We start from the raw sequence: 14,393 nt of genomic DNA, 5'->3' as shown, positions 1-14,393 counted from the left end.
ACATACGTAAGTTAGGTAAGCAAACAGATGGGCGAAGATCTCAACAAGACGGTGGCGGCCTTCCGCCGGATGGTCATCACGCTCAACCGCGCCAAGGCCCACGAGTGGCTCACCGAGGCGGCCGGCATCCGGCTCGACCGGCCCGACGTGCAGATCATCGTCCACCTGCTGGACGCGGGCGAGCCGCGCAGGATCGGCGTGATCGCCGAAGGGCTGCAGGTGGAGAGCCCGCACGTGACCAGGCACGTCGCGGCTCTGGAGCAGCGCGGGCTGGTCGAGCGCGTACGCGACCCCGACGACCGGCGGGCCTGGCGCATCGCGCTCACCGAGGAGGGGGCCGAGGTGGCCGGCAGGTGCCGCCGGGTCACCACCGGGTGGTTCGAGGAGGCGCTGACCGACTGGCCGGAGTCGGAGCGGGCCGAGCTGTCCAGGCTGATGACGAAGTTGTCGGACGACCTCTGCGAGCGCATGCGCGCCCGGTACACCTGAGAAAACGCGTTGCGGGGCCGGCGGCGCGGGCGGCATGCTCCTGCCATGGTCATCCGGCGAATGCGCGCACCGAACCCGTCCGGGGGTTCCCGCCTTTGAGATCGGCGGCCCCCGGCTCGTTCCAGGCGGGTGGGGGCGCTGGTGTGCCCGGCGGTTTCATAAGCCGCTCCAGGCGGGTTCGATCCCCGCACCCGCCACCGCGTTGCTGATAGAGATGGGCTCATGCGGATTTCGGTGGCTGCCGACAGCGACGACGGAGTGGCCGGGCGCGTGGTGTCCGAGCTGCGCGGGCGGGGTCACGAGGTGCTGACCCACGGCGCCCTCCACGACGGCGAACGCGACGACTGGGCGTGGGCCTGCGAGCTGGCGGCCAGAGACGTCGCCGAGGGCCGCGCCGACCAGGCGGTGGTCTGCTGCTGGACGGGCACGGGCGCCTCGATCGCGGCCAACAAGGTGCCCGGCGTGCGGGCCGCGCTCTGCGTCGACGCCTACACCGCCGGCGGGGCCCGCAAGTGGAACGACGCCAACGTGCTGGCCCTCAGCCTCCGCCTGACCTCCGACGTCGTGCTCGGCGAGATCCTCGACGCCTGGTTCGCCGGACGGCCCAGCACCGAACCGGCCGACGTGGCCAACGTGGCGCACGTCGCGGAGATCTAGGCTCTGCGGCATGGACAACTTACGGTGCACGCATTGCGGCGCGGAAGGACTCGAACCCGGGTTCGTCGCGGACCAGGGCGAGCACTCCCGGGGGTACGCCCGTTGGGTCGAAGGGGCGCTGGCGCGCGGGATCTTCGGCGGCGCCCGGCTGATGGGCCGTCCCAAGTGGGAGATCGACGCCTACCGCTGCCGTTCCTGTCACCACCTCGAACTCTTCGCCACCCGCCCCGACTAGCCACGCCCGCCGTCCGCGGCGACTCACAACCCTCACACCCGGGGGCACGGAAATCGTCGGTGCCGCCCTTTAGGGTGCTGGGCATGACCGACGTGCTGATCCGCGGCGGGCGGCCCCGGGGGCTCGCGTTCCCCGCCGGCCCGCTCGTCCGCGACGGCCGCGTCCACCGGGTGGGCGCGTCCCTCGACGCGCCCGGAGCCCTCGTCCTCGACGTCTCCGGCCGGCTCCTCCTGCCCGGTCTCGTCGACGCCCCCTGCCACCTCGACAAGACGCTCCACGGCGGCCCCTGGGTCCCCCGCTCCCCCGTCGACGTGCAGCAGGTCGCCTTCCCGCGACACGGCGTGCTCGCCAACCCCGGCACGCCCTCGGGCTGCCCGGCTACGGCCTGGCTCCGGGCGACCGGGCCGACCTCCTCGTGGTGCCCGCGAGCGGCCCCGGAGAGGCCGTGGTCGTTCACCCTCGGCGCACTCTGGTCATGAAGGACGGCGTAGTCCTGCACAATTGACCGGCGGGACCATCGAAAGGCAGGCAAGTGCTCTCTATTCACCAGCGGATCGCGGCAGAGCTCGACGTGCGCGACGGGCAGGTGCAGGCGGCGGTCGATCTGCTCGACGGCGGCGCCACCGTGCCGTTCATCGCGCGCTACCGCAAGGAGGTCACCGGCGCCCTCGACGACGCGCAGCTCCGCACGCTCGAAGAACGGCTGCGCTACCTTCGCGAGCTCGACGAGCGCAGGGCGGCGATCCTGGAGTCGATCGAATCCCAGGGCAAGCTCGACGACGAGCTGCGCGCGCAGATCATGGCGGCCGAGACCAAGGCCAGGCTCGAAGACATCTACCTGCCCTACAAGCCCAAGCGGCGCACCAAGGCGCAGATCGCCCGCGAGCTGGGCCTTGAGCCGCTGGCCGAGAAGCTGCTCGGCGACCCGACGCTCCACCCGGCCACGGTCGCCGCGGAGTTCGTCACCGAGGGCGTGGCCGACGCCGGCGCGGCCCTCGAAGGGGCCAGGGCGATCCTGATCGAGCGGTTCGCCGAGGAGGCCGACCTCATCGGCGACCTGCGCGAACGGCTGTGGAGCCGCGGCCGGCTGGTGTCGAAGGTGCGCGAGGGCAAGCAGGAGGCGGGGGCGAAGTTCTCCGACTACTTCGAGTTCACCGAGCCCTTCACCAAGCTGCCCTCCCACCGCATCCTGGCGATGTTCAGGGGCGAGAAGGAGGAGGTCCTCAACGTCGCGCTGGAGCCCGACGAGACCGCCGACTACGAGCTGCGCATCGGCGCCCGGTTCGGCATCTCCGACAAGGGGCGTCCGGCCGACTCGTGGCTGGCCGAGACCGTGCGGTGGGCCTGGCGCACCCGCATCCTCGTGCATCTCGGCATCGACCTGCGGATGCGCCTGTGGCAGGCGGCCGAGGACGAAGCGGTGCGGGTGTTCGCCGCCAACCTGCGTGACCTGCTGCTCGCCGCCCCGGCCGGCACCCGCGCGACCATGGGCCTCGACCCCGGCCTGCGCACCGGCGTGAAGGTGGCCGTGGTCGACGCCACGGGCAAGGTCGTCGAGACCGCCACCATCTACCCCCACGAGCCCAAGCGCCAGTGGGACCAGTCGCTGGCCGTGCTCGGCGCGCTGGCCCAGAAGCACGGCGTCGAGCTGATCGCCATCGGCAACGGCACCGCCTCGCGCGAGACCGACAAGCTGGCCGGCGACCTGGTCAAGCTCATGCCGTCGATCACCAAGATCGTGGTGTCGGAGGCGGGCGCCTCGGTCTACTCGGCCTCGGCCTTCGCCTCTCAGGAGCTGCCCGACCTCGACGTGTCGCTGCGCGGCGCGGTCTCCATCGCGCGCCGGCTCCAGGACCCGCTGGCCGAGCTGGTCAAGATCGACCCCAAGTCGATCGGCGTCGGCCAATACCAGCACGACCTGGCCGAGTCCAAGCTGTCCCGCTCGCTCGACGCCGTCGTCGAAGACTGCGTCAACGCGGTCGGGGTCGACGTCAACACGGCGTCCGCGCCCCTGCTCACGCGGGTGTCGGGCATCGGCGCGACGCTGGCCGAGGGCATCGTGCGCCACCGCGACGCCAACGGGCCCTTCCGCACCCGCACGGCGTTGAAGGACGTCTCGCGGCTCGGGCCCAAGGCGTTCGAGCAGTGCGCGGGCTTCCTGCGCATCCCGGGCGGCGACGACCCGCTCGACGCCTCCAGCGTGCACCCGGAGGCGTACCCGGTGGTCCGGCGCATCCTCGGCTCGGTCCAGACCGACCTCAAGTCGCTGATCGGCAACACCGCGGCGCTGCACACGATCCGGCCTCAGGACTTCACCGACGACACCTTCGGCCTGCCGACCGTCACCGACATCCTGCGCGAGCTGGAGAAGCCGGGTCGCGACCCGCGTCCGGCGTTCAAGACGGCCGCCTTCAAGGAGGGCGTGGAGAAGATCTCCGACCTGGTGGCGGGGATGATCCTGGAGGGCGTGGTCACCAACGTGGCCGCCTTCGGCGCGTTCGTCGACATCGGCGTCCACCAGGACGGGCTGGTCCACGTGTCGGCCCTGTCCCGCACCTTCGTCAAGGACCCGCGCGACGTGGTCAAGCCGGGCGACATCGTCCGCGTCAAGGTCCTCGACGTCGACATCCCGCGCAAGCGCATCTCGCTGACCCTCCGCCTGGAGGACGAGGTCACCCAGCCGTCCGCAGACGGCCGCCCGCCCCGCAAGTCCGGCACCCGCCCGGACGGCCCCCGCAACGAACCCCGCCGCGACGGCGGCGCTCGTGACGGCTCCGGTCGTGACGGCTCCGGTCGTGACGGCACGGCCGCCCGCGGCGAAGGCGGCCGCGACGGTGGCCGTGGTGACGGCGCTCGCGGCGGTGGCGGTCGTGACGGAGGCCGCGGTCAGGGTGGTCGTGGCGACGGTGGCCGTGGCCAGGGCCGCGGCGACGGTCAGCGCGGCGGCCAGCGCCGCCAGGATCGTCCGGCTCCCATGGGCGCGATGGCGGAAGCCCTCCGCAAGGCGGGCCTGGGCGGCGACAACCGCTGATCCAGCCACTGGACGGTGGGCCGGTCAACCATTCCCGGCCCACCGTCCAGACCGCCTGACCCACCACCCCGCGACCCCGACCACAGCACCCCACCCACCACCCCACCACTTCACCACCCGCCAAGCCGACCACAGCACCACTCCACCAGCGGACACCAGCCGGCCGGGGCACGTCCGAGCGGAGGTGAGGTGGGCGCGCTGGGCTGCCCAGCGCGTCCAGGCGGGGGTGGGTGGCAGGGCCGGGTGGGCGGTGGGTGGGCGATACGGTCGGAGGGTGAGCACAACTGCGTTTTCCGCGGCCGTCAGCCAAGCCCGCGACCTGCTTCGCTGGCGCTCGCCGCTGCGGACCGAGCTCTGGGCGGCCCGGCTCACCGCCGGTCTGGAGCCCGATGAGGTGGAGCCGTTCCTGCTCGAGCTGGCCGAGGACGGGAGCGCGGAGTCGCGCCTCACCCTCGCCGCCCTGGCCGCGGTCGACAGGCCCGGTTGGACGGGGACAGACCCCCTTCCGGACGCCGATGACGAGCCGGGCGACACGACGGTCGATCAGCACGGGACGGGCGAAGATCGGGAGGGCTCGGGCTCAGGCGCTCCCGGCACGCAGGACCAGGACCGGGCTGCTCTCGCGGCGTCCGAGGGCCGGCAGCCGGCGGCGGAGGGACCGCTGCGGATTCTGGGGGTGGAGATTCCCGGGACGACGGACGCGGATCTCGGGCTCCCCGGCTGGGTACGTCGCATGGGCCAGGTGACTTGCGAAGGAGCCTGGGACGGCAAGGCCGACCCGTACGGCGAGCAGACCTTGGCCGTCCTGTCCTTCAGGTACGAGAACGGCAAGGAGCCGCACATCCTCGTCGTCGGCATCGACCAGCCCAACGGCGGCCTCGCCGTGGACGCCGTGGTCGAGGAGGTCAAGTTCCTCGACGACCTGGGCCTGGGCCCGGCCGAGCCCGGGGTGGTGGCCGGGCGGGTGCTGGACGCGTTCGAGCTGGGCGACCGGATCATGGGGGCTCAGGTGGCCGACACGCTGGCCGCCGTCCGTCCGCTGGCGATCGCGCGGGCTCTCGCCGTGCCGGGGCTCGTACGGCAGGCGCCCGACGGGACGATGACCGGCTTCCACGACCTGCCCGACGTGCCGGGGGCGCGGGAGGCGTTCGAGAAGTTGGTGGAGTTCGTGGGTGAGCGTCCGTTGTGGTGGAGTCCGGCGCGGGTGAGCCAGTTCCTGACGTCGTGGCTGCCGCGGGAGGCCATCCTGTCGGACACGGCGGTGGCCGCGATGCCGGAGGTGGTGCGGGCGTGGAGCCGCTTCAACGGCGACCATCCCGCCGTACTGCACCAGATCGACGTGGATGCGCCGCGCCTGCCCGCCCTGATGGCCGACGAGTCCCTGGCGGGGCTCGGCAAACGTATCGCCCGCCGGCACCTGTGACGCGGCTCGCCCCATGCGGGCCGGCAACGCCCCCCGACCGCGGCGAGCCCGGCCGTCGGCTGGGCCACTGACGGCGGCGACCTGGTGATGGCCTCCCACCTGGGTGAGGCCCGGCCGCCGCGAACAGCCGGCGGACGGCTGCGCGGCTGCAGGGAAGGCCGTGGACGGCGGCCGTCGGTCAGGCATGACGGGCGGTTGTGCCCTGAGGGAAGGGTGCGAGGCCGGGCGTTGGTGCGGATGTGTGACGGGGGTTGGGCCTTCGAGGGGGGCGGGCGTCGGGGATGTGGGTGGATCGGGACGCGGGTTGGGGCGGCTATGCTGCGCAGTGACGTTTAGCGGTGCCCCACTTGGGCGTTTCGAGGGAGACTTGCGCGATGTACAAGGAGTTCGCTGTCGAGGCCGTCATGTGGCTTGTCCCGGTTGCGGTGCTGATCGGGGTCGCGCTCCTCGTCACCTCCTGACCCAAGACCCGAGGAGAAACGAGGGCCGAGCACCAGCCGGCCCCCGTTCGCCGTCCGGGCCCGGCGGTGAGGCTCGAGGCGGGCCCGCGATCTCGCTCTGCGCCTTCAGCCCGCTGAGGCCGTACCGGAGCTTGATGACGGACGCCTCGCGCGGCGGCAGCGACGTGACCACCCGCTGGACGTCGGCGCTCATGGTCCGGTGCTCGGCCACGTGGACGGGCAGGCGTACGGTGCGACTCTTGTCGTGGATGCCGCCTTCGATGGCCTGGCGGATCCACCACATCCCGTACGTCGAGAACGTGTACCCGCGGGTGTGGTCGACCTCGTCCGCGGCGGAGAGCAGGGGGTTCGTTCCGATCTGCTTCAGGTGGATGCCGAGCAGATAGGGCTCTGCGGCCGACACGTACCGGCACTACCCGGTGAACGGCGGCGAGTTCCCGGCTTCGTTGAGTTCGGCGATCGCCAGCTCGGCTGTGCTGCGGATGTCGAAGAACTTGTCCAGCGCCGTGATCGCGAACAGATGCTTGCACCGGCCGTTCAGACCGGACAGCAGCAACTTGCCGCCGGAGGCGGTGACGGCCTTGTGCAGATAGACCAGAACGGACAGGCCGGAGGAGTCACAGACGCTGACGGCCTGCATGTCGATGACGAGGAGCGGCGGCTGGGTGAGGTCGAGCGCCTTGGTGACACGGTCGCGCACCTCGGCCGCGGACCCGAAGTCGAAATCCCCTGTCAGCCGCGCGATGACGCAGGGTCCCTGGAGTCCGAGGCTGATCGACAAGGCCTGCTCCGAAGTCACCCAGCTCCACCTACCCGCGTTGCTTTCCCGCTTGTCGTCACTTCTCGACCACTTTACGAGAAGTAGCGTCTCGGGTTGAACACCAGCATCTGCTCAATCTGGTCATCGGTGACACCAGAGCCGAGCAGTGCGGCCAAAACGTCGTCGTGAATGTGATCGTAGCGCCAGTTCGGCGCGAGCGTGCTTCTGGCCTCGTCCCATGCGCCGCCGAAGTAGTCCATGAAGCAGGCGGTGTCGTGGCTGAGGACCATGCGGTCGGCGTATCCGCGCCGGCACAGGGCCGCGACCGTGGCCACGCGCTGCTCGGTCGGGTTGTAGGCGTCGAGACCGAACCGGTCCATCCCCAGCGTCGCGCCGGTGTCGGCCAGGCGCATCAGGTAGTCGAGGTCGTTGCTGTCGCCCGCGTGCCCGATGACCACCTTCTGCAGGTTCACCCCTTCCTTGGCGAACAGGTCGAGCGCGAGCAGTCCGCTCTGGGTGAAGGCGTTCGTGTGTACGGTGATCGGCGCCCCGGTCCGTACGTGGGCCCGCGCGACGGCCCGGCAGATGCGCTCGACGCCGGGCGTCAGGCCCTTGTGCTCGACCACGCACTTGAGCAGTGCCGCCTTGACCCCGGTGTCGGCGATGCCCTCGGTGAGGTCCCGGACGAAGTCGTCGATCATCGGGTCCGGGACGTCGAGGAACAGGCCGGGGCCGCGGTGCTCGTACTGGTGGGGCAGTTCCTCGAAGGCGTAGAGCCCGGTGGCGACGACGATGTTGAGTCCGGGCACCCCGGCGGCCACGCGCTGGATGCGCGGGATGTGGCGGCCCAGGCCCCACACCGTCGGGTCGACGATCGTCCGCACGCCCTTGGCCGCCACCGCGTTGAGCTTGGTGATCGCGTCGGCGACCCGGAACTCCTCGTCCCACCAGGCGCCTTTGCCGTAATTGTCCACGTGCTCGGCGGCCACGACGAAGACGTGCTCGTGCATCAACGTCTGGCCGAGCTCCTCGACGTCGATCGGACCGCGGACGGTCTCGACGGTGGGCATGGGACCACCATACCAACTGGTCAGTGAGTGCGCCCAACGTAGGCCGCCCCTACGGCACCGTCAACCATCCCCGGCTCAGCACGTCCGCGCCGGGGCCGACGTGTCCGTACATGTCGGTATTCACCGGGTCAGGCCCGGGAACAACGGCTCCGGCCGCTCCCCCGCCACCACCGCACCGCGTTCACCAGCGCCACCGGGTCGGCGGCACCAGCGCTCGTGGTTCGCGCCCTCCAGGGCGGAGACGTAGTCGGCGAGAGGCGTCCCACCACACGTACACGACCTGTGGTGGGATCCCCGGCACGGGGATGCCCCAGCCGCGGGCGCCGCCGACCGCGAGACGCTGATGTCGGCGAGGTCGAGCAGGGCGTCCTGGTAGCGGGAGAGCCGGAAGAACCAGTTGCGCTCCGACACCGCCTGAAGGGCCGCCTCGTGCCCGTGTTGAACGTCATGTCCTCAAGCGAGTCCGGCGAGCTTGTAGAGCACCAGCGACCCGGCCACCGCCACGTTGAGGCTCGCCCCGGTGCCGATCATCGGGATCTCGACCACGGCGTCGAGCAGGTCCAGCGCCTCACCGGGGATGCCGGTGGCCTCGTGGCCGAGCACGACGACGGTGGGCTCGCGGGCCATGGGCAGATCGGCCAGCCTGATGGCGTTCTCGGCCAGCTCGACGCCCAGCACGCGGTCGCGCCGGGAGGCCAGCCAGGGCAGCGGGTTCACGAAGTGCACGCACGCCCCGGCCCGCAGCGTGTTCCCTCTGGCCAGCGCCTCGGGGACCCAGGGCAGGCGCGGCACGGCCATGCAGGCGCCGGCCGCGTCGCAGGTGCGCAGCAGGGTGCCGAGGTTGACGCCGTGCATGGGCCACAGGGGGGCGACGGTGAGGTGACCGAGGCATCGGGGCCGCCTGCGCCGCCGCTGGGCCCGGAGTTCTCTGGGGGTACGCACCCGGATGCCGCTCATGCGGCCGGGCGGAGGTTCCTTACGCGGACGTTCACGAGGAGGGCGCTTTCGTCGGCACGCCCGGGCCATCGTCGAGAGGAATCACGCCCACTCTACGCCCGTGAGCCGCTCGCGCGATGCCGTACGGCCCACGTGACCAGCCCCACGGCGAAGACCGCCACCCCCGCGAGCACGGACGCGAGCGGCAGCGTGAACGCCAGCACCAGGCACAGGACCAGCCCGAGCACCGGCACGGCCTTGACCGGGGCGCCCTCGGCCCGCGAGAGGGTCAGCGCGCAGGCGTTGGCGATCGCGTAGTAGACCAGCACCCCGAACGAGGAGAACCCGATCGCGCCGCGCAGGTCGGCCACCAGCAGCAGCACGACCACCGCGGCCCCGACCGCCGCCTCGGCCCGGCGCGGGACCCGGCGCTCCGGATCGACGGCGGCCAGCACGCCCGGCAGGTCGCGCTCCCTGGCCATCGCCAGCACGGTACGGGAGACGCCGAGCAGCAGCGCGAGCAGCGCCCCGAGCGAGGCCACCGCCGCCCCAACCCCCACGACCGGGACCAGCCACTCCGCCCCGGCCCGGCGCGCGACGTCGGCCAGCGGCGCCGGGGCCCCGGCCAGCCCGGACGCCCCGAGCGTGCGCAGGGCGGCCACCGCCACCAGCGTGTAGACGACGAGCGTGACGCCCAGGGCGATGCCGATCGCCCGCGGGATGGCACGGGCCGGATCGCGCACCTCCTCCCCCAGCGTGGCGATCCTGGCGTATCCGGCGAAGGCGAAGAACAGCAGCCCGGCGCCCTGAAGCACCCCCCACAGGCCGCCCCCGGACAGGCCGGCCTCCGGCGCCCCGGGTGACCGCTCCCCCGTCAGCCCGGCGACGATCACCGCCGCCAGCACGGCCAGCACGAGCACGACGATCACCCGGGCGACCGCGGCCGAGCGCTGGACGCCGTAGAGGTTGAGCAGGGTGATCGCGACGACGGCCGCGACGGCCAGGGGCCGGGCCGCGCCGGGGGCGGCGTACGAGCCGAAGGTGAGCGCCATCGCGGCGCACGAGGCCGTCTTGCCGACGGTGAAGCCCCAGCCCGCCAGATAGCCCCACAGCGGGCCGAGCCGCCGCCTGCCGTAGACGTAGGTGCCGCCGGACTCGGGGTAGAGGGCGGCCAGGCGGGCCGAGGACGTGGCGTTGCAGTAGGCGACGACGGCGGCGAGCGCGAGGGCGGCGAGCAGCCGGCTTCCCGCGGCCGCGGCGGCCGGGGCGAAGGCGGCGAACACGCCCGCGCCGATCATCGCGCTCAACCCGACCACGACCGCGTCGCCGGTGCCCAGCCGCCGCGCCAGGCCGTCAGCCATGCCGCCCCTTCCCCTGGACCGATGCCCCTCGTCCGGGGTCGCCGGTCAGGGGATCCCGAGGGCCCCCACTCTGCCGCACGCCCCCGACATTCCCGGAGCCGGGTCCGTCAGGAGGTCGCCTCGAGGCCCGGGACCACCAGCACGGGACGGCGGGCGTGGTGCAGGACGCGGTCCGAGGTGCTGCCGAGCAGCAGCGATCGCACCCCTCCCAGTCCCCGCGTGCCGGTGACGATGAGGGTGGCGTCGATCTCGTCGGCCACGTCCACGATGGTGGACCACACCGCCACCGAGTCCAGGTCACACCGCGGCGTGGCGTCGAATCCGGCCTCGCGGGCCAGCTCGGCGCCGTGTCCGGCCAGCTCGGTCATCGCCTGGCCGATCGCCTCGTCCTCGGCCGCGGTGTTGTCGAGGGTCATCATGAGCCCGGCCGAGGCGCGGGCCGAGGTCATCGCCAGCCGCTCCCACACGGTCAGCACGACGGCGGACCTGTCCTGCACGGCCCGTCCGGCGAACGCGATGGCGGCCTTGGCGTCGTCCGAACCGTCGTAGGCGATCAAAATGGTCATGTTCGCAGCTCCTTGCCCGAGGTCAGTGCCTCTCCTCTTTCCAGGAGCGGACCGTTCTCACGCGAAAAGGGGCGGGAAGATCATCCCACCCCTTTCGTACCGGTCCGGCGTCATGCCAGCACGGCCGACACCCGCCGCGCCGCCGGCCTGAGCATCGACAGGCCCGCCAGCGCCAGCACCCCGACCTCGGTCGCGACCACGACCCGCTGCGTCAGGCCCGCCGGGATGTCGTCGTTGCTCAAGGGGATGCCGAACATGCGCACCACGTACGGGACCACGACCAGCAGCAGCGCCCCGAGTGCCACGCCGCTCAGCACGCGCATCGCCGTGGCGTACCGGATCCTGGCCTTGGCCAGCAGGAACCCCGCGGCGGGCATCACCAGGAAGGCGGCGAAGGCGGCGTACCGGTGGATGCCTCCGGACAACGAGAGCGGCACCCCGGGACGGTCGGTCGGGAACGCCCCGATCAGGAACATGCTCGCCCCCCACGCCAGCAGCAGCGCGACGACCCAGCGGTTCGCGCCGGAGCGGCGCAGTGCCTCGGCGATCAGCCCGGACCCCACGGCGAACAGCGTCAGCGAGGCCGGCAGCAGCCATCCGGACGCCTGGAAGGCGTACTCGCTGATCACGCTGTGCAACGGGTCGAGGCCCGCTTCGGCGTGCAAGGTGAGCATGGCGCCGGTGCCGGTGCCGATCGCCGTGAATCCGCTGACAAGCAATCCCTTCATGCCTTAAAGCTCGCGGAACGCGGCCTTTACCAACATCGGAGATGAGCCCCAGCGTGCCCTGACTCATCCCCTAATACCTTGGTCGCGGAGGGTCAGGGTCGGGCTCCCGACCTGCGGGAAGATGACCCTGGGTAGGGTCTGCCCCCTCAGGGTGGCTACAGCCGGCGCCACCCCGATTTGACTTTGAGTGCACTCCAAGGGTGAACCTGGATACATGACGATCCAAGAGGCCGCCCAGCGTTCGGGCCTCAGCGCCCACACCTTGCGCTACTACGAGCGCATCGGGCTCATCCACTCGGTCGGCCGCAATCTCAGCGGGCACCGGGACTACGCGGATGAGGATCTCCAGTGGCTGGACTTCCTCACCAAGCTCAGGACGACCGGCATGCCCATCGCCGACATGTGCCGTTACGCGGAGCTGCGCCGTATGGGCGAGCACACCTCCGCCGAGCGCCTGGCCATGCTGGAGCTGCACCGTGAGCGCGTTCAGGCCAGGATCGCCGAGCTGAGCAAGGACATCAAGGTCCTCGACCACAAGATCGACATTTACCAGGGACGGGTATGAACAAGCGTGTTCTGGGGACCGGCGGCCCGCTGCTGTCGGCCCTGGGCCTGGGTTGCATGGGCATGTCAGAGTTCTACGGCCAGGGTGACGAGAAGGAGTCGACAGCGGTCATCCACCGCGCCCTCGACCTTGGCATAAATTTTCTGGACACAGCCGACATGTACGGACGAGGCCACAACGAGGAGCTGGTCGGCCGGGCCATCGAAGGCCGCCGCGACGAGGTCGTGCTGGCGACCAAGTTCGGCATCAACCGCGAGGACGGCGCCCGTACGGTCGAGAACAGCCCCGAGTACATCAGGGCGGCCTGCGACGCCTCGCTGCGGCGGCTCGGCGTCGACCACATCGACGTCTACTACATGCACCGCCGCAACCCCGACGTGCCGATCGAGGAGTCGGTCGGCGCCATGGCCGAGCTGGTCGAGCAGGGCAAGGTGGGCCACCTCGGGCTGTCGGAGGTGAGCGCGGACACGCTGCGCAGGGCCGCCGCCGTCCATCAGATCGCCGCGCTGCAGAGCGAGTACTCGCTGTTCACGCGGGGGCTGGAGGCCGAGATCCTGCCCGCGGCCAGGCAGGTGGGCACCGCGCTGGTGGCGTACTCGCCGATCAGCCGCGGCCTGCTCGGCGGCGCGCTGCCGAGCGCCGACCAGCTCCCCGACGACGACTTCCGCAAGCACATGCCCCGCATGTCCGGTGAGAACGCCGAGCACAACGCCCGCCTGGTCGAGCGGGTGCGCGAGATCGCCGACGCGGCCGGGATCACCCCCGCCCAGCTCTCGCTGGCCTGGCTGCTCGCCCAGGGCGACGACGTCGTGCCGATCCCCGGGACGAAGCGGCTGAGGTACCTGGAGGAGAACGCCGCCGCGGCCGACATCACGCTGACCGCCGAACAGCTCGACGCGCTGGCCGGGGCCGTGCCGGCGGACGCCGTCCGGGGCACCCGCTACCCGAACATGTCGGAGGTCGAGCGTTAGGCCCCGCGCCTGGTCCTCCCGGTCACGACCACCAGCGCGACCAGGACGACGGCCGTCAGCGGGATCGGCGCCGGCGTCAGCGCCGACAGCAGCACCAGCACGGCCGCGCCCAGGAAGGCCGCGCTGTCGGCCGGGCCGTAGCCGTGGGGCCGCACGTGCAGCAGCCAGACCATGAGCAGGAACACCGCGACGGGCACCGACACGGCCAGCGCCGCGCCCGTGCCGGACAGGTGGGCCGTGCCCGACATGGAGTCGATGCCCACCTCGACCCCGGCGCTGAACGCCCCGACGGCCGCGAAGATGGCGTAGTGGCCGTACCCCCACAGCAGGGCGTGCCTGGTGGAGTCGAGGATCTCGGCGGTCGGCGGGTCGAAGTAGAGCCACCACATGGCGAACGCGATCACCAGCGCCCCCAGGGCCACGACGATCAGCTCGGGCCGCAGGCCGCCGTCGCGCGCCTCGCCCTGGAAGGCGACCGTGGCGGCCAGCACGTTCTCGCCCATCATGATGATCGTGAACAGGCCGTACCGCTCGGCGATGTGGTGCGGGTGCCAGGCGGTCGGGCTGCCGCGCTCGGCCCATACGGGAACCGCGAGCTCCAGCGCCACGCCGAGCGCGAACGCCGCCAGGTACCACTCCCCCGGCGCGACCAGCAGCAGGATCCAGCCGGCCTGCGCGACGCAGATGCCGGTGGCGTACCGCACGGCCGTACGCCGTCCCGGACGGTCGCCGGAGGCCGCCCGCAGCCAGTGGGCGGCCATGGCCAGGCGCATGATCAGGTATCCGGCGTAGACCAGGCGGAAGTCGTGCTCCTGGAACGCCCTGGGCACCCCGGCGGCCAGCACCAGCACGCCCGACATCTGCACGAGCGTGGTCAGCCGGAACAGCCAGTCGTCGTTGTCGTAGGCGGAGGCGAACCAGGTGTAGTTCATCCACGCCCACCAGATGGCGAAGAACGTGGTCAGGTAGCCGAGGACGCCCTCGGCCAGGTGCCCTTCGCTGAGCGCGTGGTGGAGCTGGGAGCCGGCGAACGAGACCGCGACGACGAAGCACAGGTCGAAGAAGAGTTCGAGGTTGGTGGCGGTGCGATGGGACTCGCCCGCGTCGCGTGCCCGCATGGGCCGGAGCCGGATCATCCTC

The 14,393-nt window shown here is 71.7% G+C and carries 16 protein-coding genes and 1 tRNA gene; 9 read left to right on the top strand and 8 right to left on the bottom strand.

Going from position 1 to position 14,393, the window contains the following annotated elements; genetic code table 11:
* Nucleotides 1-27 precede the first annotated feature (27 nt).
* The 7 genes from ACIHAD_RS19530 to ACIHAD_RS19500 all read left to right on the top strand — a co-directional run bounded on the left by ACIHAD_RS19530 (nucleotide 28) and on the right by ACIHAD_RS19500 (nucleotide 5,835).
* Nucleotides 28-489 (top strand): MarR family winged helix-turn-helix transcriptional regulator, encoded by a 462-nt coding sequence (locus ACIHAD_RS19530; protein ID WP_397355882.1) that lies wholly within the window; start codon nucleotides 28-30, stop codon nucleotides 487-489.
* 124 nt (nucleotides 490-613) lie between these two features.
* Nucleotides 614-686: transfer RNA gene (locus ACIHAD_RS19525), tRNA-Met, on the top strand.
* A gap of 25 nt (nucleotides 687-711) precedes the next feature.
* Complete coding sequence (locus ACIHAD_RS19520) at nucleotides 712-1,146, top strand: RpiB/LacA/LacB family sugar-phosphate isomerase (protein ID WP_397355881.1); 435 nt, start codon at nucleotides 712-714, stop codon at nucleotides 1,144-1,146.
* A gap of 10 nt (nucleotides 1,147-1,156) precedes the next feature.
* Nucleotides 1,157-1,381, top strand: a complete 225-nt coding sequence (locus ACIHAD_RS19515; protein WP_397355880.1) for a hypothetical protein — start codon at nucleotides 1,157-1,159, stop codon at nucleotides 1,379-1,381.
* Nucleotides 1,382-1,464: 83 nt separating this feature from the next.
* Entirely contained in the window at nucleotides 1,465-1,860 is a 396-nt protein-coding gene (locus ACIHAD_RS19510) for a hypothetical protein (protein ID WP_397355879.1), read from the top strand.
* Between the two features lie 53 nt (nucleotides 1,861-1,913).
* Nucleotides 1,914-4,412 carry a Tex family protein gene (locus ACIHAD_RS19505; protein WP_397355878.1) on the top strand — a complete coding sequence of 833 codons (2,499 nt, stop codon included), beginning with the start codon at nucleotides 1,914-1,916 and terminating at the stop codon, nucleotides 4,410-4,412.
* Nucleotides 4,413-4,686: 274 nt separating this feature from the next.
* Nucleotides 4,687-5,835: a hypothetical protein gene (locus tag ACIHAD_RS19500; protein ID WP_397355877.1), complete on the top strand. Its 1,149-nt coding sequence runs from the start codon at nucleotides 4,687-4,689 to the stop codon at nucleotides 5,833-5,835.
* A 450-nt stretch (nucleotides 5,836-6,285) separates the two neighbouring features.
* Here the strand turns inward: ACIHAD_RS19500 and ACIHAD_RS19495 are convergent, their stop codons facing one another.
* The 7 genes from ACIHAD_RS19495 to ACIHAD_RS19465 all read right to left on the bottom strand — a co-directional run bounded on the left by ACIHAD_RS19495 (nucleotide 6,286) and on the right by ACIHAD_RS19465 (nucleotide 11,717).
* Nucleotides 6,286-6,699: a hypothetical protein gene (locus ACIHAD_RS19495; protein WP_397355876.1), complete on the bottom strand. Its 414-nt coding sequence runs from the start codon at nucleotides 6,697-6,699 to the stop codon at nucleotides 6,286-6,288.
* A gap of 9 nt (nucleotides 6,700-6,708) precedes the next feature.
* Nucleotides 6,709-7,095 carry an STAS domain-containing protein gene (locus ACIHAD_RS19490; RefSeq protein ID WP_352327166.1) on the bottom strand — a complete coding sequence of 129 codons (387 nt, stop codon included), beginning with the start codon at nucleotides 7,093-7,095 and terminating at the stop codon, nucleotides 6,709-6,711.
* A gap of 53 nt (nucleotides 7,096-7,148) precedes the next feature.
* On the bottom strand, nucleotides 7,149-8,126 hold the full coding sequence (locus tag ACIHAD_RS19485; RefSeq protein ID WP_397355875.1) for a phosphotriesterase: 978 nt from the start codon (nucleotides 8,124-8,126) through the stop codon (nucleotides 7,149-7,151).
* 453 nt (nucleotides 8,127-8,579) lie between these two features.
* Nucleotides 8,580-8,981, bottom strand: a complete 402-nt coding sequence (locus ACIHAD_RS19480; protein ID WP_397355874.1) for a TrmH family RNA methyltransferase — start codon at nucleotides 8,979-8,981, stop codon at nucleotides 8,580-8,582.
* Nucleotides 8,982-9,175: 194 nt separating this feature from the next.
* On the bottom strand, nucleotides 9,176-10,423 hold the full coding sequence (locus ACIHAD_RS19475) for an APC family permease (protein ID WP_397355873.1): 1,248 nt from the start codon (nucleotides 10,421-10,423) through the stop codon (nucleotides 9,176-9,178).
* Nucleotides 10,424-10,530: 107 nt separating this feature from the next.
* Nucleotides 10,531-10,989, bottom strand: a complete 459-nt coding sequence (locus ACIHAD_RS19470) for a universal stress protein (protein ID WP_397355872.1) — start codon at nucleotides 10,987-10,989, stop codon at nucleotides 10,531-10,533.
* Between the two features lie 110 nt (nucleotides 10,990-11,099).
* On the bottom strand, nucleotides 11,100-11,717 hold the full coding sequence (locus ACIHAD_RS19465) for a DUF998 domain-containing protein (RefSeq protein WP_397355871.1): 618 nt from the start codon (nucleotides 11,715-11,717) through the stop codon (nucleotides 11,100-11,102).
* 214 nt (nucleotides 11,718-11,931) lie between these two features.
* Here ACIHAD_RS19465 and ACIHAD_RS19460 point away from each other — a divergent pair, with 214 nt between their 5' ends.
* Both ACIHAD_RS19460 and ACIHAD_RS19455 read left to right on the top strand, forming a co-directional pair.
* Nucleotides 11,932-12,282, top strand: a complete 351-nt coding sequence (locus tag ACIHAD_RS19460) for a MerR family transcriptional regulator (protein ID WP_397355870.1) — start codon at nucleotides 11,932-11,934, stop codon at nucleotides 12,280-12,282.
* Nucleotides 12,279-13,253: an aldo/keto reductase gene (locus ACIHAD_RS19455; RefSeq protein ID WP_397355869.1), complete on the top strand. Its 975-nt coding sequence runs from the start codon at nucleotides 12,279-12,281 to the stop codon at nucleotides 13,251-13,253. Before ACIHAD_RS19460 ends, ACIHAD_RS19455 begins: the two co-directional genes overlap by 4 nt.
* On the opposite strand, the gene ACIHAD_RS19450 is transcribed toward ACIHAD_RS19455, so the two are convergent.
* The gene (locus tag ACIHAD_RS19450; protein WP_397355868.1) at nucleotides 13,250-14,389 is read right to left on the bottom strand and encodes a low temperature requirement protein A; all 1,140 of its coding nucleotides are present in this window, start codon (nucleotides 14,387-14,389) and stop codon (nucleotides 13,250-13,252) included. The genes ACIHAD_RS19455 and ACIHAD_RS19450 overlap by 4 nt on opposite strands.
* Between the last annotated feature and the right edge of the window lie 4 nt (nucleotides 14,390-14,393).

The organism is Nonomuraea sp. NPDC052265, from assembly GCF_044547985.1.
In the GTDB taxonomy this organism is placed as follows: Bacteria; Actinomycetota; Actinomycetes; order Streptosporangiales; family Streptosporangiaceae; genus Nonomuraea.
The sequence above is the reverse complement of the archived record's forward strand: the minus strand, read 5'-3'. Positions and strand labels throughout refer to the sequence as shown.